This window comes from Bradyrhizobium sp. CB1015, from assembly GCF_025200925.1.
In the GTDB taxonomy this organism is placed as follows: Bacteria; Pseudomonadota; Alphaproteobacteria; order Rhizobiales; family Xanthobacteraceae; genus Bradyrhizobium.
On sequence record NZ_CP104174.1, the window covers coordinates 3,795,550 to 3,821,302 of the forward strand.

General features: G+C 65.4%; 24 protein-coding genes. 23 read left to right on the forward strand and 1 reads right to left on the reverse strand.

Annotation, left to right across the window (positions count from 1 at the left end; translation table 11 throughout):
- Nucleotides 1–26 precede the first annotated feature (26 nt).
- On the reverse strand, nucleotides 27–743 hold the full coding sequence (cybH, locus tag N2604_RS17315; RefSeq protein ID WP_409241739.1) for a Ni/Fe-hydrogenase, b-type cytochrome subunit: 717 nt from the start codon (nucleotides 741–743) through the stop codon (nucleotides 27–29).
- A gap of 434 nt (nucleotides 744–1,177) precedes the next feature.
- Here cybH (N2604_RS17315) and N2604_RS17320 point away from each other — a divergent pair, with 434 nt between their 5' ends.
- From N2604_RS17320 to N2604_RS17430, 23 genes are all read left to right on the forward strand, one after another.
- Nucleotides 1,178–3,226, forward strand: coding sequence for a methyl-accepting chemotaxis protein (locus tag N2604_RS17320; RefSeq protein WP_260375820.1), 2,049 nt, complete (start codon nucleotides 1,178–1,180; stop codon nucleotides 3,224–3,226).
- A gap of 113 nt (nucleotides 3,227–3,339) precedes the next feature.
- Complete coding sequence (locus N2604_RS17325; protein ID WP_260375821.1) at nucleotides 3,340–4,653, forward strand: DUF3422 domain-containing protein; 1,314 nt, start codon at nucleotides 3,340–3,342, stop codon at nucleotides 4,651–4,653.
- Between the two features lie 67 nt (nucleotides 4,654–4,720).
- Nucleotides 4,721–5,737: a HupU protein gene (locus N2604_RS17330; protein WP_260375822.1), complete on the forward strand. Its 1,017-nt coding sequence runs from the start codon at nucleotides 4,721–4,723 to the stop codon at nucleotides 5,735–5,737.
- Nucleotides 5,734–7,173 carry a nickel-dependent hydrogenase large subunit gene (locus N2604_RS17335; RefSeq protein WP_260375823.1) on the forward strand — a complete coding sequence of 480 codons (1,440 nt, stop codon included), beginning with the start codon at nucleotides 5,734–5,736 and terminating at the stop codon, nucleotides 7,171–7,173. The genes N2604_RS17330 and N2604_RS17335 overlap by 4 nt, the downstream gene beginning before the upstream one ends.
- Before the next feature lie 196 nt (nucleotides 7,174–7,369).
- Nucleotides 7,370–8,461, forward strand: coding sequence for a hydrogenase small subunit (locus tag N2604_RS17340; RefSeq protein ID WP_260375824.1), 1,092 nt, complete (start codon nucleotides 7,370–7,372; stop codon nucleotides 8,459–8,461).
- 21 nt (nucleotides 8,462–8,482) lie between these two features.
- Nucleotides 8,483–10,273: a nickel-dependent hydrogenase large subunit gene (locus tag N2604_RS17345; protein ID WP_260375825.1), complete on the forward strand. Its 1,791-nt coding sequence runs from the start codon at nucleotides 8,483–8,485 to the stop codon at nucleotides 10,271–10,273.
- 12 nt (nucleotides 10,274–10,285) lie between these two features.
- A complete protein-coding gene (gene cybH / locus N2604_RS17350) occupies nucleotides 10,286–11,029 on the forward strand; it encodes a Ni/Fe-hydrogenase, b-type cytochrome subunit (protein WP_260375826.1) in 744 nt (247 codons plus the stop codon).
- Nucleotides 11,030–11,045: 16 nt separating this feature from the next.
- Nucleotides 11,046–11,624 carry a HyaD/HybD family hydrogenase maturation endopeptidase gene (locus tag N2604_RS17355; protein ID WP_260375827.1) on the forward strand — a complete coding sequence of 193 codons (579 nt, stop codon included), beginning with the start codon at nucleotides 11,046–11,048 and terminating at the stop codon, nucleotides 11,622–11,624.
- Nucleotides 11,625–11,652: 28 nt separating this feature from the next.
- A complete protein-coding gene (locus N2604_RS17360) occupies nucleotides 11,653–11,949 on the forward strand; it encodes a HypC/HybG/HupF family hydrogenase formation chaperone (RefSeq protein ID WP_260375828.1) in 297 nt (98 codons plus the stop codon).
- Nucleotides 11,950–12,217: 268 nt separating this feature from the next.
- Nucleotides 12,218–12,664 carry a hydrogenase accessory protein gene (locus N2604_RS17365; RefSeq protein ID WP_260375829.1) on the forward strand — a complete coding sequence of 149 codons (447 nt, stop codon included), beginning with the start codon at nucleotides 12,218–12,220 and terminating at the stop codon, nucleotides 12,662–12,664.
- A complete protein-coding gene (locus N2604_RS17370) occupies nucleotides 12,661–13,524 on the forward strand; it encodes a hydrogenase expression/formation protein (RefSeq protein ID WP_260375830.1) in 864 nt (287 codons plus the stop codon). Before N2604_RS17365 ends, N2604_RS17370 begins: the two co-directional genes overlap by 4 nt.
- Nucleotides 13,521–13,730: a rubredoxin gene (locus tag N2604_RS17375; RefSeq protein WP_260375831.1), complete on the forward strand. Its 210-nt coding sequence runs from the start codon at nucleotides 13,521–13,523 to the stop codon at nucleotides 13,728–13,730. The genes N2604_RS17370 and N2604_RS17375 overlap by 4 nt, the downstream gene beginning before the upstream one ends.
- Nucleotides 13,727–14,239, forward strand: coding sequence for a [NiFe]-hydrogenase assembly chaperone HybE (gene hybE, locus N2604_RS17380; protein WP_260375832.1), 513 nt, complete (start codon nucleotides 13,727–13,729; stop codon nucleotides 14,237–14,239). Before N2604_RS17375 ends, hybE begins: the two co-directional genes overlap by 4 nt.
- Complete coding sequence (locus N2604_RS17385; protein WP_260375833.1) at nucleotides 14,236–15,324, forward strand: nickel-dependent hydrogenase large subunit; 1,089 nt, start codon at nucleotides 14,236–14,238, stop codon at nucleotides 15,322–15,324. Before hybE ends, N2604_RS17385 begins: the two co-directional genes overlap by 4 nt.
- The gene (gene hypA, locus N2604_RS17390) at nucleotides 15,317–15,658 is read left to right on the forward strand and encodes a hydrogenase maturation nickel metallochaperone HypA (RefSeq protein WP_260375834.1); all 342 of its coding nucleotides are present in this window, start codon (nucleotides 15,317–15,319) and stop codon (nucleotides 15,656–15,658) included. Before N2604_RS17385 ends, hypA begins: the two co-directional genes overlap by 8 nt.
- The gene (gene hypB, locus N2604_RS17395; RefSeq protein WP_260375835.1) at nucleotides 15,658–16,557 is read left to right on the forward strand and encodes a hydrogenase nickel incorporation protein HypB; all 900 of its coding nucleotides are present in this window, start codon (nucleotides 15,658–15,660) and stop codon (nucleotides 16,555–16,557) included. Before hypA ends, hypB begins: the two co-directional genes overlap by 1 nt.
- Before the next feature lie 2 nt (nucleotides 16,558–16,559).
- Nucleotides 16,560–18,815 (forward strand): carbamoyltransferase HypF, encoded by a 2,256-nt coding sequence (hypF, locus tag N2604_RS17400; protein ID WP_260375836.1) that lies wholly within the window; start codon nucleotides 16,560–16,562, stop codon nucleotides 18,813–18,815.
- Nucleotides 18,815–19,051: a HypC/HybG/HupF family hydrogenase formation chaperone gene (locus N2604_RS17405; RefSeq protein WP_260375837.1), complete on the forward strand. Its 237-nt coding sequence runs from the start codon at nucleotides 18,815–18,817 to the stop codon at nucleotides 19,049–19,051. The genes hypF and N2604_RS17405 overlap by 1 nt, the downstream gene beginning before the upstream one ends.
- Nucleotides 19,048–20,193, forward strand: a complete 1,146-nt coding sequence (gene hypD / locus N2604_RS17410; protein WP_260375838.1) for a hydrogenase formation protein HypD — start codon at nucleotides 19,048–19,050, stop codon at nucleotides 20,191–20,193. Before N2604_RS17405 ends, hypD begins: the two co-directional genes overlap by 4 nt.
- Complete coding sequence (gene hypE, locus N2604_RS17415) at nucleotides 20,190–21,230, forward strand: hydrogenase expression/formation protein HypE (RefSeq protein WP_260375839.1); 1,041 nt, start codon at nucleotides 20,190–20,192, stop codon at nucleotides 21,228–21,230. The genes hypD and hypE overlap by 4 nt, the downstream gene beginning before the upstream one ends.
- Before the next feature lie 8 nt (nucleotides 21,231–21,238).
- A complete protein-coding gene (locus N2604_RS17420; RefSeq protein ID WP_260375840.1) occupies nucleotides 21,239–22,939 on the forward strand; it encodes a hydrogenase maturation protein in 1,701 nt (566 codons plus the stop codon).
- Nucleotides 22,936–24,390: a sigma-54 dependent transcriptional regulator gene (locus tag N2604_RS17425; protein ID WP_260375841.1), complete on the forward strand. Its 1,455-nt coding sequence runs from the start codon at nucleotides 22,936–22,938 to the stop codon at nucleotides 24,388–24,390. Before N2604_RS17420 ends, N2604_RS17425 begins: the two co-directional genes overlap by 4 nt.
- Entirely contained in the window at nucleotides 24,365–25,732 is a 1,368-nt protein-coding gene (locus N2604_RS17430; protein WP_260375842.1) for a sensor histidine kinase, read from the forward strand. The genes N2604_RS17425 and N2604_RS17430 overlap by 26 nt, the downstream gene beginning before the upstream one ends.
- Nucleotides 25,733–25,753: the final 21 nt, after the last annotated feature.

A 25,753-nucleotide genomic window follows, 5' to 3' on the forward strand; every position in this document is an offset into this window, starting at 1 on the left:
CAGCCCAGTCGCATCGCGCTTTAGACTCAGTCGGGCCTCGAATCGCGAAACGTCCGTTCGCCGGTGATGATGGCGGACAGCATGCTCTGCCGGGACATGACGTCTTCGCGCAGCGCCGCGTAGATGTGCAGGATGACGAACACGACGATGAACCACATGCCCAGATGATGCAGCGTGTGAACGTCCTGGCTGTTCGGAAAGATCCTGAACACCCAACCGAACAGCCGGTACCAGAGGCTGTCGACGCCCGCGCCCTCTCCATAGAGCGCAAATCCGGTCAAGATCATTCCGACCATTGCCATGACGAACAGGAACATCGCGGCGTTGGCGAGCGGGTTGTGGCCGATGTACTTTTTGGGGTAGCGCACCAGGAAAAGATACCAGCGCAGCTCGTACAGCAGGCCCCAGCGCCAGATCCGATTGTAGAACGGAAGCGCGAAGAGTTGCCGCGCGTAGTCGTTGCCGACGAACGCCCAGTACACGCGATAGAGGAAGGCGACCGCCAGCACCTGCCCCGACGCGAAATGGATGAAGCGGATGTAACCCATCGTGTACCAGTTGGAGGCCTCGCCCGGCATCGACGGCAGCGGTGAGGCGATCAGATAGCCGGTCATCACGAGCGTCGTGATGAGGGCGGCGTTCAGCCAGTGCCAGATCCGCACCGGCGCTTCGTACACATAGATCGATTGGCGATTGGTCCCGGCGGTGCCGACCGCATCGAGCGTGCCGGGAATCTCGTTCATCTCAGTCATCGATTGCTCCTGCCCCAAGCGATCCGACGCAGCAACAAACGAATCAGCCGACCCTTCCGACAATATCGCGCGCGCTCCTTTGCAAAATCCCCGCGGCGAAAAAAATCCTCAAAGCCCTTGATGCGTCGCATGATGCGACGCGTTGGAAACAAGCTTTGTCTTGCGATGGAAATTCACCTGTCAGGCCACACTTGAAACTGCTCGCTCTTTTCTTGCGCGTGCGGCGCGTTCTGCCAATTGCTGCGTGGGAGCACGATCGCTATCGGCGCAATGGCGGCTTCGTTCGCTGCGCAGCAGCAGGTTTCGGTTTACCGATGATTAGGGGAGAGGCCGCATCGTCGCGCCATTGCGAGTTTTCCGAGAACGGTTTTTGCCAAATGAATCCGAGCTTCGTCACACGTGTTCTTGCCCGGGACGGGCAGTCGATGTCGGGCCTGTTTCACGGCCATGGACGGATGAATGCCGCCGCCATGAGTCTCCCCAAGAGCGAGCCGGTGTTCGCCAACATGTCGATCCGAGCCAAGATCATGATCGGCTTTGCCGTCGTGCTGTTGCTGTCGGCCGTCACCATGGCCGGCGCCTGGCTCGGTTACGAGAAGATCCTCGACGGCTTCGGCGTCTACCGGATCAGCATGTCGGAATCCGACTATGCGCGTGAGATCGACAGCTCCCTGTCCGCCTATCAGAGCAATGCGCGCTATTTCGCCATGGCCGGCACCAAGGAAGCCGAAGCGGCCGCCGAGGAGGCGAGGCGACAGCTCGAGCGGACCATCACCGCGGCCAAGTCCGAAACCTCGACCTTGAGCTGGCAGCAATCGATCAACGAGCTTTTCGAGGCGTATCGCGCCTATACCGACGCCTTCAACAAGGTGCTGGCCCTGCGGTCGGAGATCGACCGTTCCGGTGCGATGTTGGCGGAGGAGGCGCGTGCTATCAAGGCGGCTTTGACGGATGCGAGGGCGCTGCGCGGCGATGCGGATGCGACCGGTGGCCTGCTCGATCGTTTCGAGGTCGTCGATCTGCTCGTGATGGCCGAGTTGAAGCAGCACAATGCCGCGACGGTGCAGGGGGCCACGCACCGGCTCGCGGCCATGAAGCGCCTTGTCGATGGCGGTGCGCTGCGGTCGCGCGATGCCATCGGCGAGAAGACGCTTTCCGACCGCCTTGCCGTGTATGGCGAGCATGTTGCGCGCGTGGCGGCGTCCGCTCAGGAGATCGATGGTCTCGTCGACGGCATGTGGAAGTTGCGGCATAGCCTGTCGGGCGCCGCGAGCTCGCTCAAGCGTGTGGCGCTGGCCGAGCAGGCCGAGGCCGAGAAGAAGACGTCGGAGCAGATCGCCAGCGGTCAGTCCGTGGTGGTGCTGCTGGCGCTGGTGTCAATCGCCATCGGCCTCGTTTTGTCCGTCGCGATCGGACGCGGCATTGCACAGCCCGTGATCCTCATGTGCGGCGCGATGATGGAGCTCGCCAGGGGACGGCACGAGATCGTGCTTCCGGGCCTCGGTAGGCGCGACGAGGTCGGCAGGATGGCTGGCGCCGTGGAGCTGTTCAAGCGCCAGGCGATCGAGCGTACCGAGCGGGAGGCGGCCGAGATCGAGGAGCGAAACAGGTCGGCCGCGGAGCTGCGCCGCTCCGAGCTGAGCCGATTTGCCGGTACGTTCGAAGCCGCGGTCGGCGACATCGTCAACGACATTTCGAGCTCGGCCCGGCAGCTGGAAGTCGCCGCCGCCACGCTGTCGCGTAATGCCGAGGCGACCGGAGAGCTCACCACCGCGGTAGTCGGCGCGTCCAGGGAGTCCGCCGGCAGCATCCAGTCGGTCGCATCCGCCGCCGAGGAGCTGTCGCTCTCGATCAACGAGATCCGCTCACAGGTGCGCAGCTCCAACACCATCTCGGAGAGCGCGGTGCGACAGGCGCGTGACACCGATGCGCGCATCGCCGCCTTGTCCGAAGCCTCGCATCGCATCGGCGACGTGGTCAAGCTGATCACGGCGGTGGCGGAGCAGACCAATCTGCTGGCGCTCAACGCCACCATAGAAGCGGCGCGCGCCGGCGAGGCCGGGCGCGGTTTTGCGGTTGTCGCTTCCGAGGTGAAATCGCTCGCGAGCCAGACGGCGCGTGCCACGGACGAGATCGGCTCGCACATCCAGGGCATGCAGCAGGCGACGGGTGAATCGATCGCCGCGATCAAGAGCATCGCCGGCACGATCGGCGAGATCTCCTCGATCTCGGGCTCGATCGCCTCCGCCGTCGATCAGCAGACCGCGACGACGCAGGAGATCGCGCGTAACGCCCAGCATGCGGCCTCCGGCACCGGCCAGGTCTCGACCAACCTCGAACAGGTCAATCGCGAAGCGACCGAGACCGGTGCTGCGGCCTCGGCCGTGCTGCAATCGGCCCGCGGCCTGACCGAGGCCAGCCAGCGCCTGCGCGTCGAGCTCGACAGCTTCATGGCCAACGTGGCGGCGGCCTGAGGCGGCGGGCGTATCCTGCAAAGGGGTGATTGTAACAGCAGGGTCGTGTCGTGGTAGTGAACGGCGAGGCGCGCGGGACATCGCGGCCTGAAAGCGCTACCAAGGGACGTCAGATGAAGGGTGACCTCGATCTCGCCGGCTTCGAATTGCATCCGCAGCGCGGTGCGGTGCTGGCCGAGGTGCATGCCCGGCCGTTCACCCGGCTCATCGCGCCGCTCACGGTGCTGCGTTTTGCCTTTCTGAGCCAGGGCGAGGTTGCGGCGGCCGACCGCGAGAGGTTCGTGGCGTTCTGCACGTCGCACGGGCAGGCGCCGCCGGATGCCGCGACGAAGCATCATCAGGTCACGATCGGGACGACCCAGCTGCGCTGGGAGCAGCATTCGGAATTCGCTACCTTCACCTGGATTCTGGACGGAGTGTCCGCGCGGCAGTTCGGCGAGATCGGCGACGAGGCTGCGGCGCTGATCCGGTCTCTGCACCAGGCCGGCCAGTTGCTGGTCGCGGTCAAGCTCGAGGCCGAGCAGACCTCGGCCGCGCTTGAGCGTGCCCAGCAGATTTTCGAGCGAGCCAGCCTCGCGATGGCCGCAGTTCGCAGCGGACCTGCGGTCGTTGCATCGGACTTTCGCACCGACGAGCAGGGCTTCGTCCGTATTCTCGTGTGCAATGACGGCCTGTCGCCGGGCCGTCTCGGCGCGCTGGTGCAGCGCGTGCTGGAGATCGAGACCTACCGCACGCTGGCGCTGCTCGGCCTGCCCGCCGCGCTCGAGCTTGCGCCCTCCGTCGATCATATCGGTCGCCGGCTGGTCGAGGTGCTCGAGGAGATGCAGCGCGCCGAGGATCTCAAGCTGAACAACCATCTCTTGAGCGAACTGACCGCACTGGCGGCCACGCTCGAAAGAGGCGCTGCCGGCAGCCTGTTTCGTTTCGGTGCCAGCCGCGCCTATTACGAGATCGTGCAGGCGCGTCTGGCCGTGATCGAAGGCGGCGAGATCGCGGGCTATCCGACCTGGTCCTCATTCCTTGCCCGCCGCATGGCGCCGGCCATGCGCACCTGCGCCACGACGGAGGACCGACAGGCCAATCTGTCGATCAAGCTCGCGCGCGCGGCCGATCTGTTGCGCACGCGCGTCGACGTCGAGCTCGAGGAGCAGAATCGCGACCTGCTGCGCTCGATGAACGAGCGCACAAGGCTGCAATTGCGGCTGCAGAGCACGGTCGAAGGCTTGTCGGTGGCGGCGATCGGCTACTACGTCGTCAGCCTGTTCGGCTATCTCGCCAAGGGGGCCCATGACAGCGGCCTGCATGTCGAGCCTTCGCTGGCGACCGCAATCTTCGTGCCGGTGGCCGTAGCCGTGATCTGGCTCGTCACCCGCAATATCCGCAGGCGGCACCTGAAACACGACGAAATGCCGGGCGCTCACGATTGAGGACGCCAACGAGCCCCTTGCGCTTCGCAAGCGAGCGGTTGAAGCTGGGGCGACCGGGAGACATGAGATGGACCGATCCGACGGAATGACCAACGTGCTCTGGCTGCAGGGCGCCAGTTGCGGCGGATGCACCATGTCGATCCTCGAGAGCGGCGCCTCGGGCTGGTTCGACGAGCTCCGGCAATTCGGCGTCAACCTGCTGTGGCATCCGTCCGTCAGCGAGGAGACCGGCGAGGAGGCGGTCGAAGTCCTGCAATCCGTGCTCGACGGCGAGGTGCGGCTCGACCTGCTTCTGCTGGAAGGTTCGGTCGCCCGCGGACCGAACGACACCGGCCGCTTCAACATGCTCGCGGGCACCAATCGTTCCGTCTACAGCTGGATGCTCGATCTGGCACCGCGCGCCGATTACGTGATCGCGGTCGGAAGCTGCGCGGCCTATGGCGGCGTTCCGGCCGCCGGTGCGAACCCGACCGATGCGGTCGGCCTGCAGTTCGAGGGTTCCGATAGTGGTGGCGCGTTGGGCGCGGCGTTCCGCTCGCGGCTCGGTCTGCCCGTCATCAACGTCGCAGGTTGCGCACCGCATCCCGGCTGGATGATGGAAACGATTTTGGCACTGACCACCAAGGATCTTGCGGCAACCGATCTCGACGGATATGGGCGGCCGAAGTTCATCGCCAACCATCTGGCCCACCACGGCTGCTCGCGCAACGAGTTCTACGAGTTCAAGGCGAGCGCCGAGACCATGTCGGAGCGCGGCTGCCTGATGGAGCATCTCGGCTGCAAGGCAACGCAGGCGGTGGGCGACTGCAACCAGCGCTCATGGAACGGCGGCGGCTCCTGCACCAAGGGTGGCTATGCCTGCATCGCCTGCACGTCGCCCGGTTTCGAAGGCGCGCAGAACTATCTGGAGACCGCCAAGCTCGCGGGCATTCCGGTCGGCCTGCCCACCGACATGCCGAAAGCCTGGTTCGTCGCGCTCGCGGCGTTGTCGAAGTCCGCGACGCCGCGGCGCGTGCGCTTGAACGCGACCGCCGACCACGTCGTGGTGCCGCCCGGCGGCGCTGGGGCCAAGCGAACGCCATGACACGGATCACGATAGGTCCGTTCAATCGCGTCGAGGGCGATCTCGAAGTCCGTCTCGACGTCGAGAGCGGGCGCGTGGTGCGCGCCGAGGTGACGGCACCGCTCTACCGTGGCTTCGAGCAAATTCTGGAAGGGCGGCCGCCGCTCGATGCGCTGGCGCTGGCGCCGCGGATCTGCGGCATCTGCTCGGTCTCGCAATCGGTTGCCGCGGCCGCCGCGCTGCGCGAGGCGATGGGCATCGAGGCTGCGCCCAACGGGCTGCTTGCGACCAACATCGCGCACGCTGCGGAGAATGCGGCCGACCATCTGACCCATTTCTATATCTTCTTCATGCCGGACTTTGCCCGCGAGGCCTATGCTGCGCATGACTGGCACGCGGCGACGCGCGAGCGCTTTGCCGCGACGCGTGGCAGCGCGGCGCGGGACGCCCTGCCGGCGCGGGCGCGGCTGCTCGAGACCATGGGCATCATCGCCGGGAAATGGCCGCACAGCCTCGCGTTCCAGCCCGGCGGCACCACGCGCGCCATCGATCTCGGCGAGCGCGTCCGGCTGCTCTCCATCGCGACGGCGTTCCGAAGCTTTCTCGAGCGGATCGTCTTCGCCGATACGCTGGAAAATGTGCTGGCGATCGCGACCGAAGACGAGCTCGATCGCTGGCGCGACGGCCGTGGCGGCGACTTTGCCCATTTCCTGCGGCTTGCCGATAGCCTTGCGCTGAGCGGGCTCGGCATGGGTACGGGCTTGATAATGAGCTACGGCGCCTATCATGGTCCTGACGGCGAGCTGTTTCCGCGCGGCCTGTTCGGCCCGCGCGCTGTGATCGAGCCACTGCCGTTGGCCCAGATCACCGAGGACGTCTCCCACGCCTGGATGCGGGAGTCATCCGCCGACCCCGCCCACAGCAGCACGGTCCCGGACCCCGACAAGCAGGCCGCCTACAGCTGGTGCAAGGCGCCGCGGCTCTCGGGCCAGCCGATCGAGGTCGGCGCCATCGCGCGCCAGACCGTGGCGGGGCAGCCGCTGATTGCCGATCTGGTCTCGGTCAGCGGCACCAATGTGCGGAACCGCGTGATCGCGCGGCTGATCGAGACCGCGCGCATCGCGCTCGCGATGGAGCAATGGACGCGCGCGCTGCGGCTGTCGGAGCCGTTCTGCGACCATTCGCGCGAGATCCCGAACGGCAGCTATGTCGGGCTGGTCGAGGCCGCGCGCGGCAGTCTCGGGCACTGGATGGCGGTGCGGAACGGCAAGATCGAGCGCTACCAGATCATCGCACCGACCACCTGGAATTTCTCGCCGCGCGATTCCTTCGACATCGGCGGCCCCCTGGAGCAGGCGCTGGTCGGCACCAATGTCGGGGATGCCGGCGCGCGCGCGGTCGCGATCCAGCACATCGTGCGTTCGTTCGATCCCTGCATGGTGTGCACCGCGCACTAGGCGGAAACTTCGTTGCCGAGTGCAAATCGAATTGTTTCCGCTTCTCGTGCTTTCAGCGCCGTTGCGTCCCACTCCGTTGCGCAATTCAACACGCAAGGTTTTGGAATCTCTCTACTTTTGAATCGCTCCAGGTCGTTGGCCTGCTTCTTGCTGTCTTTGGCGTCATCGAAAAGTCAAAGCCGAGGCGGGAGGAAATATGGGCGCGGCGACGGAGACGTTTTACAGCGTGATCAGGCGGCAGGGCATCACGCGTCGAAGCTTTCACAAATTCTGTAGCCTGACGGCGACCAGCCTCGGGCTCGGTCCGCTGGCGGCGAGCCGCATTGCGAACGCGCTCGAGACCAAGCCGCGCGTGCCCGTCATCTGGATGCACGGGCTCGAATGCACCTGCTGCTCGGAGAGCTTCATCCGGTCCGCCCATCCGCTGGTGAAGGATGCGGTGCTGTCGATGATCTCGCTCGACTACGACGATACCATCATGGCGGCCGCGGGCCACCAGGCAGAGGCCATTCTCGAGGAGACCCGCGTCAAGCACAAGGGACAGTACATCCTCGCGGTGGAGGGCAATCCGCCGCTGAACGAAGGCGGAATGTTCTGCATCGACGGCGGCAAGCCGTTCGTCGAGAAGCTGAAGATGATGGCCGAGGATGCCATGGCGATCATCGCCTGGGGTGCCTGCGCGTCCTGGGGCTGCGTCCAGGCCGCCAAGCCCAACCCGACCCAGGCGACGCCGATCGACAAGGTCATCACCAACAAGCCGATCATCAAGGTGCCGGGATGCCCCCCGATTGCCGAGGTGATGACCGGCGTCGTCACCTTCATCACCACCTTCGGCAAATTGCCCGAGCTCGACCGCCAGGGCCGGCCGAAGATGTTCTACTCGCAGCGCATCCACGACAAGTGCTACCGGCGCCCGCATTTCGACGCCGGCCAGTTCGTCGAGGAGTGGGACGACGAAGCCGCGCGCAAGGGCTATTGTCTCTACAAGATGGGCTGCAAGGGCCCGACCACCTACAACGCCTGCTCGACCGTGCGCTGGAACGGCGGCGTGTCCTTCCCGATCCAGTCCGGCCATGGCTGCATCGGCTGCTCTGAGGACGGCTTCTGGGACAAGGGCTCGTTCTACGACCGTCTCACCAACATCAAGCAGTTCGGCATCGAGAAGAACGCCGATCAGATCGGCATGGTGGCGGCCGGCGCCGTCGGCGCCGCGGTGGCTGCGCATGCGGCCGTGACCGCGGTGAAACGGCTCGCGTCAAAGCGCGAAGACGCCAAGCAAGATCATTAATCGATTTCAGGAAGCGAAACGATGGGCATCCAGACACCGAACGGGTTCAAGCTCGACAATTCCGGCAAGCGCGTGGTCGTCGACCCGCTCACCCGGATCGAAGGTCATCTGCGGGTCGAGGTCAACGTCGATTCCGACAACGTCATCCGCAACGCGGTCTCCACCGGCACGATGTGGCGCGGTATCGAGACCATCCTGAAGGGGCGTGATCCGCGCGATGCCTGGGCGTTCACCGAGCGGATCTGCGGCGTCTGCACCGGCACGCACGCGCTCACCTCGGTGCGCGCGGTCGAGAACGCGCTCTCCATCACGATCCCGGACAACGCCAACTCGATCCGAAACATCATGCAGCTCTGCCTGCAGGTGCACGATCATCTCGTGCACTTCTACCACCTGCATGCGCTGGATTGGGTCGATATCGTCTCGGCGCTGAAGGCCGATCCGAAGGCGACCTCGGTGCTGGCGCAGTCGATCTCGTCCTGGCCGTTGTCCTCGCCCGGCTATTTCAAGGATCTGCAGATCCGGCTCACCAAGTTTGTCGAATCCGGCCAGCTCGGTCCGTTCAAGAACGGCTATTGGGGGCATGCCGCCTACAAGCTGCCGCCCGAAGCCAATCTGATGGCGGTCGCGCATTATCTCGAGGCGCTCGATTTCCAGAAGGAGATCGTGAAGGTCCACACCATCTACGGCGGCAAGAATCCGCATCCGAACTGGCTCGTCGGCGGCGTGCCCTGCGCCATCAACGTCGACGGCACCGGCGCGGTCGGCGCCATCAACATGGAGCGGCTCAACCTCGTCTCCTCGATCATCGATCGCTGCATCGAGTTCACCGAAAAGGTGTACTTGCCCGACGTTGTCGCGATCGGCTCGTTCTACAAGGACTGGCTCTATGGCGGCGGCCTGTCCGGCAAGAGCGTGATGTCCTATGGCGACATCCCCGAGACGGCCAACGACTATTCGGCGAAGAGCCTGAAGCTGCCGCGCGGCGTGATCCTCAACGGTAACCTCAACGAGGTGCTGCCGATCGACCACGGCGATCCCGAGCAGATCCAGGAGTTTGTCACGCACTCCTGGTACAAATACCCCGACGAGACCAAGGGTCTGCATCCCTGGGACGGCGTCACCGAGCCGAACTACGTGCTCGGTCCCAACGCCAAGGGCACCAAGACCGACATCAAGGAACTCGACGAAGGCGGCAAGTACTCCTGGATCAAGGCGCCGCGCTGGCGCGGCAACGCCGTCGAGGTCGGGCCGCTGGCGCGCTACATCATCGGCTATGCTCAGAACAAGCCTGAGTTCAAGGAGCCGACCGAGAAGCTGCTCAAGACGCTCGGCCTGCCGGTGTCCGCCCTGTTCTCGACGCTCGGGCGCACCGCTGCGCGCGCGCTGGAATGCGAATGGGCCGGGCACCAGATGCGCTACTTCCAGGACAAGCTGGTGGCGCGCATCAAGGCCGGCGACAGCTCGACCGCCAACGTCGACAAGTGGAAGCCGGAGAGCTGGCCCAAGGAAGCCAAGGGCTACGGTTTCACCGAGGCGCCCCGCGGCGCGCTCGCGCACTGGATCAAGATCAAGGAGACGAAGATCGACAATTACCAGTGCGTCGTGCCGACCACGTGGAACGGCTCGCCGCGGGATCCCAAGGGCAATATCGGTGCTTTCGAGGCCTCGCTGATGGATACGCCGATGGCGAATCCGGAGCAGCCGCTCGAGATCCTGCGCACCATCCACTCCTTCGATCCGTGCCTGGCTTGCTCGACCCATGTGATGAGCCCGGACGGCCAGGAGATGGCGACGGTCAGGGTCAGATAGGGAGGCGAAGCCATGATGGATGCAATTGCTCGGTCCTCCGAGGCTAAGCCCGACCTGGCGGCCATCGCAGCCGATGCCTCCGGAGAACAGGCGGTGGGCAGGCCCACCGTCTACGTCTACGAGGCGCCGGTGCGGATCTGCCACTGGGTGAACGCGTTCTCGATTCTCGTGCTGATGGTGACCGGTTACCTGATCGGCACGCCGTTGCCGACGGTCGCCGGCGAAGCGTCCGACAACTTCGCGATGGGCTATATCCGCTTCACCCATTTCGCCGCGGGAGAGGTGCTCGCGGTGTTCTTCCTTGCCCGTATCCTGTGGGCGTTCGTCGGCAATCACCACTCCCGGCAGATCTTCTACATTCCCGTGCATCGCGGCCAGTTCTGGAAGGAGGTCCTGCACGAGATCCGCTGGTACGCGTTCCTGGAGCGCGAGCCGAAGATGTATGTCGGCCACAATCCGCTGGCGCAGACCGCGATGTTCACGGGCTTCACCCTGTTCGTGGCCTTCATGATCGTCACCGGCTTTGCGCTCTATTCCGAGGGCACCGGGATCGACAGCTGGCAGCACAAGCTGTTCGGCTGGGTGTTCGCGATCTGGCCGAACAGCCAGGACGTGCACACCTGGCACCATCTCGGCATGTGGGCGCTGGTGATGTTCGTGCTGGTGCACATCTACGCCGCGATCCGCGAGGACATCATGTCGCGCCAGAGCATCATCTCCTCGATGGTCTCGGGCGAGCGGCAATTCCGCGATTGAGACGGGAACGCAACCGATGTCGACGTCTCCGCAACACGACCGCATCCTGGTGCTCGGCATCGGCAACATCCTGTGGGCCGACGAAGGCTTCGGCGTGCGCGTGGTGGAAGAGTTCCACCGCCGCTACGTCGTGCCCGACAACGTCACCATTCTCGACGGCGGCACGCAGGGTCTCTACCTCGTGAACTACCTGGAGGAGGCCGATCGGCTGATCGTGTTCGACGCCATCGACTATGGCCTCGAGCCTGGCCAGCTGAAGCTGGTGCGCGACGACGAGGTGCCGCGCTTCACCGGCGCCAAGAAAATGAGCCTGCACCAGACCGGCTTCCAGGAGGTGATCAGCGCGGCCGACCTGCTCGGACGATGCCCTGAGCACCTCGTGCTGATCGGCTGCCAGCCGCTCGATCTCGAAGACTGGGGCGGGCCGCTGACGCAGCCGGTGCGCGACCAGATCGCGCCCGCGATCGAGCTCGCCTGTCAGATCCTGGCCGATTGGGGCATCGAGCTGCGGCAGCGCAGCGAGCCCCTGGTGGCGTCCGAGCGGTTGCTCGCCAACGACATCGATCATCTCAATTACGAGATGCGGCCGGCCTGACCGGCGCCGGCCTTCTGGAGAACGCGCGATGTGCCTCGGCCTGCCGATGACGATTGTCGAGACCGATGGGATGTCGGCGTTGTGCGAATTTCGCGGCGAGCAGCGCCGCGTCTCGGTGCTGCTGCTGTCCAATCCGCCGGTCGGCGCTCACGTGCTGGTCTACATCGACAGCGCCATCCGGCTTCTGGATGAGGAAGAGGCCCGCCTGATCGGCGCGGCCATCGACGGTCTCGGTGCTGCGCTCGATGGCGAGGATTGCGACCGCTTCTTTGCGGACCTGATCGACCGCGAGCCGCAACTGCCCGCACACCTTCGCTCCGAATAAGCGAGCCTCCTGCAGCTGCGATGACCGCGCTCCGCCGCGGGATCGGCTTGCGGGGTGCAGGCTGCCTGCAAGCTATCTTTCTATCTGCGAAGATGAATTCCAGCCAAAACTGGAAAGCATCTTATCATCGATGTATGCGCCCTTCTGCGCGCTCGAAAATACATGATGTAGATCAAATGGATAATCCGGGAGGATTGCTAGGATATCCTGGCATGTGCCTTGCTAACCCCATTCCGAGCGAAAACATAAGCTTGCCAGGGGAGGTCTGATGGAATTCCAGGTGGGGAAGCATGATCTGACGCGGCACGGCCTGCCTGAGGTCGACACCGCGACGGTCGACGAATTTCTGGGCGGGGCCGACGAGGCCGGTGCGATCGCCGTGCTGCTGTCCGCAGGCGATCCCAACCGCTTTCCCGAGGCGATCGACGTCGCCGTGGTGCTGCCGGAGCTGATCGCCGCATTCGGCGGCCGGCTGCGTGGCGCGGTCATCGCGCGCGATGCCGAGCGAGCGCTCGGCGTGCGCTTCGGCGTGCGCGTGCAACCGACGCTGATCTTCGTCGCCAAGGGCGAAACACTGGGGCTGATCGCCAAGATCCAGGACTGGTCGGTCTATATCGACCGCATCACGAAACTGATCGAAAGGCCGCGCGGGCAGAGCGCCGCCGTCGCCGTCACCATCGTTCCCCAGCATCGCACACAAGGTCTTGCGCCATGAAGGTCGGTTTCTGGGATGCGCCCGAAGGCGCCGAGCAACCCGTCAGCGTGTTCCCGATCGGTGAGGAGAGTCTCAATGCGGCGAGCGGCAGCCTGACGGCAGCCGGCGCGCTCGCGCGGCTTGCAACGCTCGACAGCACCGAGCTTGCGGCGCGCTGCCCGAATGCGGTGGCACTGCTCTCGAAGATGGCGGCGGCCATCGCGGAGCAAAAGGCGGACGCGCCGAACCAGTTGTTCCGGCTCGCCAACCTCAACGATCTCGAGAGCAAGCTCGTCGCCGACGTGCTCGGCGAAGGCGAGGTCGGCGGTGTCGTCGCGCTTCCGGACGGTTCGCTGGCGCAGATCCAGGAATCGGTGCTCGCGGGAATCTGGCGCGTGCGGCTCGAGACCGACGCGGCCTCCGAATATGTCGAGATCGGCGCCATCCCGGAGATCGTCAAGCGCGCGGCCGCCGACCTGACGTCGGCCGATTTCGAGATCGGACAGGCGCCGGAGGGTGCGATGAACGTGCTGCCGGTGCTCGCCGAGATCCGCGAGCGCGCGCTGGCCTGGCAGCCCGGCACTCGCTCGCAGATCATCAATTTCACGCTGCTGCCGATGAGCCCGGTCGACATGAGCTTCCTGCAGGACACGATCCGGAACGGACCGATCCAGCTCGTGTCGCGCGGCTATGGCACCTGCCGGGTGCTGTCGACCGGCATACGCAATGTCTGGTCGGTGCAGTTCTTCAACGCCATGGACACCATCATTCTGGACACGCTGGAAGTCGGCGGCGTGCCGACCGTCGCGCTCGCGGCGGACGAGGATTTCGAGGATTCCGCCGAGCGGCTGCAGGAAATCATCGAGGCCTATTTCAAATGAGCGCCTTCGAGAATTTTGGCGTGCGTCAGGACGTGGCCGATGTGACGCGGCTCGAATGCGGCATCTGCTGGACCATCTACGATCCCGCCGATGGCGACGAGGTCACGCAGATCGCGCCCGGCACGCCGTTCGCGGCGCTGCCGGAGGACTGGCACTGCCCGAACTGCGACGCGCCGAAATCCAAATTCATGGCGATCGAAGCATGACGGGGAGCGCGCCCAATCCTGCTCGCGACCGGGACGCCGCAGCGTGGGGCGAGCTGCTGGCCGCAAGCTATCGCGAGATCGGCGATCGCGCGATGCGCGATCTGCCGATCTACAACGGGGCGCTCGGCGTCGAGGCGGTTGGTTTCCGCCCCTTCAATGGCACGATGGTCGGCATCATGGTCACGCCGTGGTTCATGAACGTGGTGATGCCGGCGAGCGCGATGCGGGAGACGTCCGGGGCAACGGTGCGAATCCGCTTTCCCGCAGGCGACATCGAATTCACCCTCGGCGAGGTCGGACAGATGGGCCGGGTCGCAAGCTGCTCGCTGTTCTCGCCGATGTTCGAGTTCGCCGATATGGCGGCCGCGCGGGCAACGGCCGAAGCTGCGCTTGCAGAGCTGATGCTGCCTGATGACAGCGAGGAGGCGGTCCGTCGCCGCGCGCCCGCGACGAGTCAGATCGACCGGCGTAACTTCCTGCGCGGGTCCTTGACGGAGCGGCGCGGATGAGCCTGGTCTTTCGCAACGAGATCGACATCACGGTGTGGCTCGCCGGCGCCACCATAGCCGATGTCGCGATCCGGTCGCGCAGCCGGCCGCCGCTGACGCGGCTGTTTGCGGGAAAGCCCGCGGCGTCCCTGGTTCCGGTGTTGCCGCGGCTGTTCTCGCTCTGCTCGGTCGCACATCAGGTGGCGTATCTGACGGCGATCGAAACCGCTTCCGGCCAGGAGATGACGCCAGCGGCCGCGCACCGTCGTGTCACGGCCGTTGTTGCCGAGCGCCTGACCGAGTTGTTGCGGGGCCTGTTCGTTGGAGGAATTGCGTTCGACGGCGGCAGCGCCGGTGCCGTCCGCGCCATGATGCAGGCGAGCGCGGTGCTCGGCGTAGCGAGCGAAGGCGTACCGGAAGCCTCGCGGCGCGAGGCTGTGGCGCAGATCAAGGCTGCGCTCGCGGCACTGGGGATTCTTGGGGAAGGTCCGGCCCTCGCGCCCGGCAGCGCGCTGGCCGTCTATGTCGCACGCTGCGAGAGCAAGGCATTGTCGCCGCCGGCGGTCGAGCCGTCATTCCTGACGGCTGCCGACGATCTCGACATCGTTACGCGCCTGCTCGCGGAAGGGCCGGCCTATTCCGATGCGCCGGAACTCTGCGGCAGAATTCCGGAGACCGGCGTCTGGGCGCGCCGGGCGCAACGCGAGCCCGTCCCGTCGGCGGCGAGCCCGGCGGCGCGGCTCGAGGCGCGCATCGCCGAGGTCGCGCGGCTCTGTGCCTGGCTCGATCATGGCGAGGCCAACCTCGACGATGGTGTCGTTGCGAGCTACCGGCTCGGCGCCGGCAAGGCGGCGGCCGCGGTCGAATGTGCGCGGGGCCGGCTCTATCATGCGGTCGCGCTCGACGAGGCGGACCGTATCGAGAGCTTCGAATTCCTGGCGCCGACCGAGTGGAATTTTCACGCACGCGGACCGCTGGTCCGGAGTCTCAAGGGTGCGATGCTGGCCGCCGGTCGGCGAGGCCAGGACGCGGTCCGCGCGCTGGTCGGCTCGTTCGATCCTTGCGTCGGCTTCAATCTCAACTTCCGCGAGGCCGGCCATGCATGAGATGGCACTGTGCGAGGGCATCATCGGCATCGTCGAGGAGGAGGCGCGCAAGCGCGCCTTCGCCAAGGTGAACGTGGTTTGCCTCGAGATTGGCGCGCTCAGCCATGTCGCGCCGGAGGCGTTGAAGTTCTGCTTCGAGGCCGTTGCGGCACGGACCATCGCGCGAGGCGCACGGCTCGAGATCGTGGAGACGCCGGGGACGGCCTGGTGCATGGACTGTTCCAAGAGCGTCGAGATCAAGCAGCGCTACGAGCCGTGCCCGTCCTGCGCCGGCTATCATCTGCAGGTCACGGGCGGCGAAGAGATGCGCGTGCGGGAATTGGAGGTCGACTGATGTGTACGGTCTGCGGCTGCAGCGACGGCAAGGCATCCATCGAACAGGCGCATGATCATCATGGTCATGACCATCGTCACGATGGGCACCACCATCATCATCACCATCACGGCCATGGGCGTGACCACGATCATCACGACGATCTCGCGCCCGGCGACGCCGGACTGCTCGACCGTGGTGCCAACCCGGCCGGGCAGACGATCGCCGGCATGAGCAGCGAGCGCATCATCCAGGTCGAACGCGACATTCTCGGCAAGAACGACCGGCTCGCGGCCGACAACCGCGCGCGCTTCCGCGCCGACGAGGTGCTCGTCTTCAACCTGGTGTCGAGCCCCGGCGCCGGCAAGACATCGCTTCTCGTCCGGGCGGTCGCGGAATTGAAGGACAGTTTTCCGATCGGCGTGATCGAGGGCGACCAGCAGACCTCCAACGATGCCGAGCGCATCCGCGCCACCGGCGTTGCGGCGATCCAGGTCAACACCGGCAAGGGCTGTCACCTCGATGCGGCCATGGTCGGCGAGGCCTATGACCGGCTGCCCTGGTTGAACGGCGGCCTTCTCTTCGTCGAGAATGTGGGCAACCTCGTTTGTCCGGCGGCATTCGATCTCGGCGAAGCCTGCAAGATCGTGGTGTTCTCGACCACTGAGGGCGAGGACAAGCCGCTGAAATATCCCGACATGTTCGCGGCTGCCTCCTTGATGCTGATCAACAAGATCGACCTCGCGCCGGTGCTTGATTTCGACCTTGCCAAGACGGTCGAATATGCGCGCCGGGTCAATCCGGGCATCGAGGTGATGACGCTGTCGGCGCGCACGGGCGAGGGGTTTTCCGCCTTCTATGCCTGGATCCGCAAGCGCTGGGCGAAGCTGAAGCAGGTTGAGAGGGCTGCGCAGGGTTGACGATGAACGGAGGGGCGAGCGCGCAGGACGGGAGGAGGTTGCGACTGCACGTGCGCGGCGCGGTGCAGGGCGTCGGATTTCGTCCGTATGTCTACGGTCTCGCCACGCGCTATCGACTCGGCGGCTTCGTCGCCAACGATCCCCACGGTGTGGTCATCGAGGTCGAGGGCGAGCGTGCAGTCGACTTCGTCGAGGCGCTGCGGCTCGAAAAGCCCCCGCTGGCCCGGATCGACGAAATTTCGGTGCAGCCGATCGGCACGGTCGCGAGTGCGGAGTTCTGCATCCGTGCCAGCGAGCAGGGCAGGGTATCGACCCGCATCGTCGCCGACGCCGCGACCTGCGGCGAATGTCTGCGCGAGCTGTTCGACCCGAACAGCCGCTTTTACCGCTATCCGTTCATCAACTGCACCCATTGCGGCCCGCGCTATACCATTGCAGAGCGGCTGCCTTATGACCGCGCAACCACGGCGATGAAGGGCTTTGCGATGTGCAGAGCCTGTGCGGACGATTACGCCAACCCGAGCAGCCGCCGTTTCCATGCCGAGGCGATCGCCTGTCCGGATTGCGGCCCGAGGCTCAGCCATGAGGTCGCGGACATTGCCGCCGCGATCGCAGGCGGCAAGATCGTCGCGGTCAAGGGGCTCGGCGGCTATCAGCTGCTCTGCGATGCCCGTGACGACGAGGTCGTACGGCGGCTCCGGCGGCGCAAGCAGCGCGATCAAAAGCCCTTTGCCGTGATGGTCGGCTCGGTGGCGGCGGTCGCCGATCTCGCTGCGGCCGATGCCGCCGAGCTCGCGCTGCTCCAGACGTCGCCGCGGCCGATCGTGCTGATGGCATCGCGCCATCGGCTCGCGCCGGCAATCGCACCGGAGCTGTCGCGCCTCGGCATCATGCTGCCCGTCGCGCCGCTCCATCACCTGATCTTCGACGCCCTGAATGCGGCCTACCGGCGGGCTACCGCGAGCTGGGCGATCGTCGCAACCAGCGCCAACCCGGGCGGCGAGCCGCTCCTGATCGACAATCGCGAGGCCGAGCGGCGCCTTGTCGGCATTGCCGATCTCATCGTCACGCATGACCGCGACATCGTCACCCGGGCCGACGATTCCGTGGCCGCATTCGTCGCGGGCCGGAGGCAATTCATCCGCCGTGCCCGCGGCTACGTGCCCGAGCCGGTTCGCCTCGCCCGATCGGTGCCGCCGATCCTCGCCGTTGGCGGCGCATTGAAATCGACGGTGACGGTCACGCGCGGCAATGAAGCATTCGTCTCCCAGCATATCGGCGACCTCGACACTGCGGCAGGCGTCCGCTTCTTCGAGGAGACGGTGGATCACCTGCTTTCGACGCTCGACGTCGAGCCCGTCGTCATTGCCCATGACCTGCATCCCAACATGGCTTCGACCTGCTTCGCCGAGTCCAGGGGAAAGCCGCTGATCGCGGTCCAGCATCACCATGCCCATGCGGCTTCGGTGCTGGCGGAGCATGGCGTCGCAGACGAGGTGCTGGCGCTGGTCCTCGACGGCTTCGGCTACGGCAGCGACGGCGGCAATTGGGGCGGCGAGCTCCTGTTGTGCGATGGCGCTCAATTCCGGCGTCTCGGGCATCTGGCGCCGATGAAGATGCCCGGTGGCGATCGCGCGGCGCGCGAGCCGTGGCGAATGGCCGCGAGCATGCTGCATGGCCTGGGACATGGTGACGTGATCGCGACCCGGTTCGGTGCACAGCCGCAGGCCGCGCGCCTCGGCACCATGCTCGACCAATCGGGCGTGCCGACGACGACCAGCGCAGGCCGCATGTTCGATGCGGCGGCGGGGCTGCTGGGTCTCTGCCCGGTGCAGAGCTACGAGGGCGAGGCGGCGATAAAATTGGAAGCGCGTGTCCGCATACCGCGCATTGCGGAGGACGGCTGGACCATCGAAAACGGCGTGCTGTCGCTGTCTCCGTTGTTCGCGCGCCTGGCGGCCGAGCAGATCGATGCGGTCGAGGGTGCCGAGCTGTTCCACGGCACGCTGGCCGCCGCCTGCGTCGACTGGATCCATCGCGCGGCAGGCGCGACCGGCATCACGACCGTCGCCTTGAGCGGCGGCTGCTTCCTCAACGCGATCCTCAGTGCCGCAATCGAGCGCGGCTGCAGAGCAGCCGGCCTCACACCGTTGCTGCAACGCCAGCTGCCGCCCAATGACGGCGGCCTCAGCCTCGGTCAGGCCTGGATCGCCGCGCTAACGCTCCTCGAACGGCAAGCCCTGGAAGGAACCGCCTGATGTGTCTCGCGATACCGGCAGAGGTCACGAAACTGCTGCCCGACGAGATGGCCATCGTCTCGATCGACGGCGTCAGCAAGGAGATCTCGGTCGCCTTGATCGAAGACCTCGCCGTCGGCGATTACGTGATCATCCATGTCGGCTACGCCCTGACCAAGGTCGACCCGGAAGAGGCCCGGCGGACGCTCGAGCTGTTGCGCGAGCTGAGCGCCGAAGGAGAGGGGGTCTCGCCATGAAATATGCCGACGAGTTTCGCGACAAGGAGATCGCGCTCGGGCTTGCGAAGGCGATCCGCGTGGAAGCCGATCCCGAACGAGCCTATCGCTTCATGGAGTTCTGCGGCGGCCACACCCACGCGATCTCGCGCTACGGCCTGGAAGACCTGCTGCCGAAGAACGTGAGGATGATCCACGGTCCGGGCTGTCCGGTCTGCGTGCTGCCGGCCGGGCGCATAGACATGGCGATCCGGCTCGCGGAGCGTCCGGACATCATCCTGTGCGTCTATGGCGACCTGATGCGCGTCCCGGGCTCGCAGGGCGGCTCGCTCCTGAAGGCGAAGGCGCGCGGCGCCGACATCCGCATGGTCTATTCCACCATCGATGCCTTAGGGATTGCGGAGGAAAATCCCGGTCGCGAGATCGTGTTCTTCGCGATCGGCTTCGAGACGACGACGCCGCCGACCGCGGTGATGATCCGCCTCGCCGAGAAGAAGCAGCTCGAGAACTTCAGCGTGTTCTGCAACCACGTGCTGACGCCGCCGGCGATGCAGAACATTCTGGAAAGCCCCGATATCCGCAATATCGGCCGGGTCGAGATCGACGGTTTTGTCGGACCTGCCCACGTCTCGACCATCATCGGTACGGCGCCTTACGAGTTCTTCGCCGAAGAGTTCGGCAAGCCGGTGGTGATTGCGGGCTTCGAGCCGCTCGACATGATGCAGGCCATCCTGATGCTGGTGCGGCAGGTCAACGAGCACAGGCATGAGGTCGAGAACCAGTACAGCCGGGCCGTCACCCGCGACGGCAATCTGCGGGCCAAGGAGGAAGTGTCCGACATCTTCGAGCTGCGCGATCAGTTCGAATGGCGCGGGCTCGGTCAGGTGCCCTATAGCGGGCTGAAGCTGAAGCGCTCTTACGCGAAATACGACGCCGAAATCCGCTTCGGCATGAACGAGCTTCGCGTCGACGACAATCCGGCCTGCGAATGCGGTGCCATCCTGCGCGGGGTGAAGAAGCCGGTCGATTGCAAATTGTTCGGCACGGTATGCACCCCGGAGACGCCGATGGGCTCCTGCATGGTATCCTCGGAAGGCGCCTGTGCCGCGCACTGGACCTACGGCCGCTTCCGCGACCATCAGCAGAAGAGGCGGGCGTCATGAAGGCCTATCAGCGCAAGCTCGATATCAAGAACGGCTGCGTCGACCTGTCTCACGGTTCGGGCGGCCGCGCCATGGCGCAGTTGATCTCGGGCCTGTTCCACGAGGCCTTCGGCAATGAATGGTTGGCGCGCGGCAACGACCAGTCGGCGTTCGATGTCGGCGCCGGGCGCATGGTGATGACGACCGACGGCTATGTGGTCTCGCCGCTGTTCTTCCCCGGCGGCAATATCGGCTCGCTCGCAGTGCACGGCACCGTCAACGACATCGCTATGGCCGGCGCGAAGCCGCTCTATCTCTCGGCCAGCTTCATCATCGAGGAGGGATTTCGCTTCGCCGATCTCAAGCTGATCGCGCAGTCCATGGGGCAGGCGGCGCGCGATGCCGGCGTCCACATCATCACCGGCGACACCAAGGTGGTCGAGCGCGGCAAGGCCGACGGCCTGTTCATCTCGACCGCGGGGGTCGGCATCGTGCCCGACGGGCTCGATCTCTCGGCCGAGAACGCGCGGGTCGGCGACCGCGTGCTGATCTCGGGCACGCTGGGCGATCATGGCGTTGCGATCATGTCGAGGCGGCAAAATCTCGCCTTCGAGACCGAGATCGTCTCGGATTCGGCATCGCTCAACGATCTCGTCGCCAAGATGGTCGAAGCCGGCGGCCGCGGCATTCGCCTGATGCGCGATCCCACCCGCGGCGGGCTGGCCGCAACGCTGAACGAGATCGCCCAGCAATCCGATCTCGGTTTTCATCTCCTTGAGGAGGCGATCCCGGTCAAGCCGGGGGTGGCCGCGGCGTGCGAGCTGCTCGGGCTCGATCCGCTCCATGTCGCCAATGAGGGCAAGCTGGTCGCGATCGTCGCGCCGGAAGCGGCCGGCGCGGTGCTCGCCGCCATGCGGGCGCATCCCCTCGGCCGCGATGCCGCCGACATCGGCGAGGCCGTCGCCGACGACCACCATTTCGTACAGATGGCGACGAGCTTTGGCGGCGGGCGGATCGTCGACTGGCTGTCCGGCGAGCAATTGCCGCGGATTTGTTGAGGCCCACGATGCGCATCCTGCTGCTCTCGCATTCGTTCAACAGCCTGACGCAGCGCCTGCATGTCGAATTGCGCGAGCGTGGCTATGAAGTCTCGGTCGAGCTCGACATCCATGCCGACGTCACGCGCGAAAGCATCGCGCTCTACCGTCCGGACCTGGTGATCGCACCTTTCCTGAAGCGGGCTATTCCCGAAGACATCTGGCGCAGCGTGCGCTGCTTGATCGTCCATCCCGGCCCACCCGGCGACCGCGGCCCGGCGGCGCTCGATTGGGCCATTCTCGAAGGCGCGGCAGAGTGGGGCGTCACCGTGCTGCAGGCGACCGACGAGTTCGACGCCGGTCCAGTGTGGGCGTTCCGCACCTTCCCGCTGCGGCGGGCCGCAAAATCCAGCATCTACCGCAACGAGGTGACGTCAGGTGCCGTCGACGCGGTGTTGGAAGCCATCGATGCGATCGAAGCGGGACAGCCGACGCCGCAGCCGATGCCCGAGGGCGACGCGCGCATTCGCGTGCGCGGGCCCTGCCGCCAGTCCGACCGCGCCATCGACTGGCAGCACGACACGACGGAGATCGTGCTGCGCAAGATCAACAGCGCCGACGGCATGCCAGGCCTGGTCGACAGCCTGTTCTTCCAGGACGTGCGGCTCTTCGATGTCCATGAGGCGCACGGTATCTCCGGTGTTCCCGGTACGATCGTGGCGCAATGCGATGGTGCTTTGGCCCGCGCGACGGTTGATGGAGCGGTCTGGATCGGCCATGTGCGGCAGCTTGCGCCGAAGAGCTTGAAGCGATCTGCGGCAAAGGTGTTCGCCGAACAAGCCGCGCGCTTGCCGCGGCGGCCGGATTGCGGCTATGCGCCGCTGCAATATCGCGAGCATGGCGAGGTCGGCGAATTGGCGTTCTCGTTCTACAACGGCGCCATGTCGACCGATGACTGCGAAGCGCTGCTGAACGCCTATAGGGCCGCGCTGGCGCGCCCGACGAAGGTGCTGCTTCTGATCGGCGGCAGCGATTACTGGTCGAACGGCATTCATCTCGCCGAGATCGAGGCCGCCGACAGCGCCGCCGATGAATCCTGGCGCAACATCAATGCCATCGACGATCTTGCACGCGCCATCATCGAGACCACGGATCGGCTGGTGATATCGGTCATTCGAGGCAACGCGGGTGCCGGGGGCGTGTTCTTGAGCCTGGCTGCCGACGAGGTCTGGGCCAGTGATCAGGTCGTCCTCAATCCGCATTACAAGGACATGGGCAATCTCTTCGGCTCCGAATACTGGACCTATCTGTTGCCGCGTCGCGCGGGCGCCGAGAACGCGAGGCGGATCACGCAATGCCGGTTGCCGATGGGTGTCGCCGAGGCACAGCGTCTCGGGATCGTCGATCGTGTGCTCGCCGGCAACGAGCTTGCGCGCGAAGCTCTGGTGAAGCTGGCTGCCGATGCAGGGTCGAACCCTGGCTTTGCACGGCGTCTCGCCGACAAGACAAGACGCCGCGAGAAAGACGAGAGCGAGAAGCCCCTGCAGGCCTACCGCGACGAGGAGCTGCGGCGGATGCGGCTCAATTTCTACGACTTCGATCCGAGCTACCACGTCGCCCGCTACAACTTCATCCACAAGGTGCCGAAGTCGCGTACGCCGCTGACCATCGCCAATCATCGCTCGCGGCGCGCGACCGAGGGTGCCCGGCGCATGGCGGTGCCCTCATGAGCATTCAGGGAACCATTCTCGTCATCGACGACGAGATCCGTTCGCAGGAAGCGTTGCGGCGCGTCCTCAAGCAGGATTTCGAGGTGCTTTGCGCCGGCAATGCGGCCGATGCGGAGAAGCTGCTGGAAGGGGAGATCGTCCACGCCATTCTCTGCGACCAGCGCATGCCGCATGAATCGGGCGTGAGCTTCCTGAAGCGCGTACGTGAGCTGTGGCCCGATCCGGTGCGGATGATCATCTCCGGCTATTCGGACTCCGAGGACATCATCGCGGGCCTCAACGAGGCCGGCATCTATCAATACATCACAAAGCCCTGGCAGCCGGACCGGCTGGTCGACACTGTCAAGGAAGCAGTCCAGCTCTATCGCCTGCAGAAGGAGACGGAAACGGCCGGCGTCGACGTCAAGGCGACGCCGGGGCATATCAAGAAGGTCGTCTCCGTCAAGCGCGGCGTCGCCAAGCAGCTCTACGATTTCGACCGCATCGTGCATTCGACGGATAGTCCCATGCACAAGGTGATCGAGCTGGGAAAACGCGCCGCCGACTACGACATCTCCGTGCTGATCACGGGTGAGTCCGGGACCGGAAAGGAGCTGCTCGCTCGCGCCATTCACTACGGCTCCGCCCGCGCCGGCAAGGCCTTCGTCGTCGAGAATTGCGGCGCCTTGCCGGACGAGCTGCTCGAAAGCGAATTGTTCGGCTGCAAGAAGGGCGCCTTCACCGGCGCCTATCAGGACCGGATCGGCCTGTTCGAGGTCGCCGACGGCGGAACCATCTTTCTCGACGAGATCGGCGAGACCTCGCCGGCGTTCCAGGTCAAGCTGCTGCGTGTCCTGCAGGAGAGCGAGATACGCCCGCTCGGCGCGCAGCGGGTGCGCAAGGTCGACGTTCGCGTCGTGGCCGCGACCAACCGGGATCTCGAGGCCGAGGTCGAGGCCGGCCGCTTCCGGCGGGATCTCTATTACCGCCTGGCGGCGTTTCCCGTCCACATGCCGGCGCTGCGCGAGCGGCGCATGGACATTCCCTTGATCGCGCAAGGGGTGCTGTCATCGGTGAAGACCTCCTTCAACCGGCCGGACCTGCGCTTTGCAGCGTCGGCGCTGGAAGCGTTCGGCAACTACCATTGGCCCGGCAACGTTCGGGAGCTGCAGAACGAGATCCAGCGCATGGCGGTGCTAGCGGATGCCGATGAATTGCAGGCGCCGCCGCTGCTCGGCCGGCGCAACGGCAGGCCGCCGGCGGCGGCACTCCATGGCGGATTGAACGGCTCCGCGACGCTCAAGGACAAGGTGGAAGATCTGGAGAAGTCGGTTATCATCAATTGTCTGGAGCGGTACGAAGGCAATATCAGCCGGGTCGCAACAGAGCTCGGGCTGTCGCGCGTCGGACTGAGGAACAAGCTGTCCAGGTATGATCTGAGAAAAAATGGCAAAGGCGATCCATCCTCCTGAGGCCGGCGAGACCGCACCGCTGCTCAAGCTGATCACCAATCGCGGTGCGATGGAGCTCGACCACGAGCGCGAGGGCGCCTGGATCGAGGTCATCCGCAAGATGGACGAGGTCTATTCCGACCTTCTGCGCTATGAGGTCGACCTCGAGCACAAGAATGCGGAGCTCGAGGAGGCGCAGGCCTTCGTCACCAACGTCATCGAATCCGTTTCCGACATTCTCATCGTCTGCGATGCGAAAGGGCTGGTGCAGCAGGTCAACTCGGCGTTCCAGCAGACGCTCGGCTGCAGCGTCGCGGACATCGTCGGCAGAAACATCGCCGATGTCATCGATGGCCCGGACCAGGCCAAGCTGGTTCCGCTCCTCAAGCCGCGCAGCGCCTCCGACGTCGTCGACGGCGAGCTGCGGTTCTCGCGCCAGGGCGGCCGCTCCGACCTGTTCGCGATCAACGCATCCCCGCGCCACGATCACCGCGGCCGCTTCATCGGCGTGGTGCTGACGGGACGTCCGATCGGCGAGCTTCGCCGCGCCTACGAGGAGCTGCACAAGGCCCATCACGAGCTGCAGCGCGCCCAGCGGCAACTGGTCGAGCAGGAAAAGATGGCAAGCCTCGGCCGCCTCGTTGCGGGGGTCGCGCACGAGCTGAACAACCCGATCAGCTTCGTCTATGGCAACGTCCACACCCTGATGCGCTACCGCACCGCCATCACGGCCTATCTCGATGCGGTCCACGGCAAGAGCAAGGCCGGAGACCTCTCGGCGCAAAGGCGGAGCTTGCGCATCGACGAGATTCTGGAGGATTTCGGTCCGCTGATCGAAGGCACCATGGAAGGCGCCGTCCGCATCAGCGAGATCGTGAAGAACCTGCGCCGGCTGTCCTTCAGCAAGCTCGGCGAGGTCGAGCGCGTCAACATCGAGCGGCTTATCAACACCGCCGTGCTGTGGGCGGTGCGCACCAAGCAGGTGCGCATCGATCTGCAGCTGGAGATCGAGCCGGAGCTGTGGGTCTCGGGCAATGAGGGGCAGTTGCACCAGGTGATCGTCAACCTAGTGGAGAATGCCATCGACGCCATGCGCGGCATCGACGCGCCGCGGCTGGTGGTCTCCGCGGCGCGCAAGGACGACGAAGTTCTGTTCCGGATTTCGGACAACGGTCCCGGCATCGACAAGGATCACATCAGCCACATCTTCGAGCCGTTCTTCACGACCAAGCGGGTCGGCGAAGGCACCGGGCTCGGCCTCTGGATCAGCTATGGCATCGTGCGTGAGCACGGCGGCGAGCTGGTCGCCGGGCACGAGCCGGAAGGCGGCGCGACGTTCTCCTTCGCCTTACCGGCGGCGTAGGCGGCCTGCCGATCTCAGTGG

Coding starts and splice junctions, on each gene's coding strand:
- N2604_RS17320 (WP_260375820.1), top strand. CDS start 1,178: ATGTCGGGCCTGTTTCACGGCCATGGACGGATGAATGCCGCCGCCATG.
- N2604_RS17385 (WP_260375833.1), top strand. CDS start 14,236: ATGAGCCTGGTCTTTCGCAACGAGATCGACATCACGGTGTGGCTCGCC.
- N2604_RS17375 (WP_260375831.1), top strand. CDS start 13,521: ATGAGCGCCTTCGAGAATTTTGGCGTGCGTCAGGACGTGGCCGATGTG.
- cybH (WP_409241739.1), bottom strand. CDS start 743: ATGAACGAGATTCCCGGCACGCTCGATGCGGTCGGCACCGCCGGGACC.
- N2604_RS17365 (WP_260375829.1), top strand. CDS start 12,218: ATGGAATTCCAGGTGGGGAAGCATGATCTGACGCGGCACGGCCTGCCT.
- hypE (WP_260375839.1), top strand. CDS start 20,190: ATGAAGGCCTATCAGCGCAAGCTCGATATCAAGAACGGCTGCGTCGAC.
- N2604_RS17405 (WP_260375837.1), top strand. CDS start 18,815: ATGTGTCTCGCGATACCGGCAGAGGTCACGAAACTGCTGCCCGACGAG.
- N2604_RS17425 (WP_260375841.1), top strand. CDS start 22,936: ATGAGCATTCAGGGAACCATTCTCGTCATCGACGACGAGATCCGTTCG.
- N2604_RS17355 (WP_260375827.1), top strand. CDS start 11,046: ATGTCGACGTCTCCGCAACACGACCGCATCCTGGTGCTCGGCATCGGC.
- hypF (WP_260375836.1), top strand. CDS start 16,560: ATGAACGGAGGGGCGAGCGCGCAGGACGGGAGGAGGTTGCGACTGCAC.
- N2604_RS17420 (WP_260375840.1), top strand. CDS start 21,239: ATGCGCATCCTGCTGCTCTCGCATTCGTTCAACAGCCTGACGCAGCGC.
- N2604_RS17330 (WP_260375822.1), top strand. CDS start 4,721: ATGGACCGATCCGACGGAATGACCAACGTGCTCTGGCTGCAGGGCGCC.
- N2604_RS17335 (WP_260375823.1), top strand. CDS start 5,734: ATGACACGGATCACGATAGGTCCGTTCAATCGCGTCGAGGGCGATCTC.
- hypD (WP_260375838.1), top strand. CDS start 19,048: ATGAAATATGCCGACGAGTTTCGCGACAAGGAGATCGCGCTCGGGCTT.
- N2604_RS17345 (WP_260375825.1), top strand. CDS start 8,483: ATGGGCATCCAGACACCGAACGGGTTCAAGCTCGACAATTCCGGCAAG.
- cybH (WP_260375826.1), top strand. CDS start 10,286: ATGATGGATGCAATTGCTCGGTCCTCCGAGGCTAAGCCCGACCTGGCG.
- hybE (WP_260375832.1), top strand. CDS start 13,727: ATGACGGGGAGCGCGCCCAATCCTGCTCGCGACCGGGACGCCGCAGCG.
- N2604_RS17340 (WP_260375824.1), top strand. CDS start 7,370: ATGGGCGCGGCGACGGAGACGTTTTACAGCGTGATCAGGCGGCAGGGC.
- hypB (WP_260375835.1), top strand. CDS start 15,658: ATGTGTACGGTCTGCGGCTGCAGCGACGGCAAGGCATCCATCGAACAG.
- N2604_RS17360 (WP_260375828.1), top strand. CDS start 11,653: ATGTGCCTCGGCCTGCCGATGACGATTGTCGAGACCGATGGGATGTCG.
- N2604_RS17430 (WP_260375842.1), top strand. CDS start 24,365: ATGGCAAAGGCGATCCATCCTCCTGAGGCCGGCGAGACCGCACCGCTG.
- hypA (WP_260375834.1), top strand. CDS start 15,317: ATGCATGAGATGGCACTGTGCGAGGGCATCATCGGCATCGTCGAGGAG.
- N2604_RS17325 (WP_260375821.1), top strand. CDS start 3,340: ATGAAGGGTGACCTCGATCTCGCCGGCTTCGAATTGCATCCGCAGCGC.
- N2604_RS17370 (WP_260375830.1), top strand. CDS start 12,661: ATGAAGGTCGGTTTCTGGGATGCGCCCGAAGGCGCCGAGCAACCCGTC.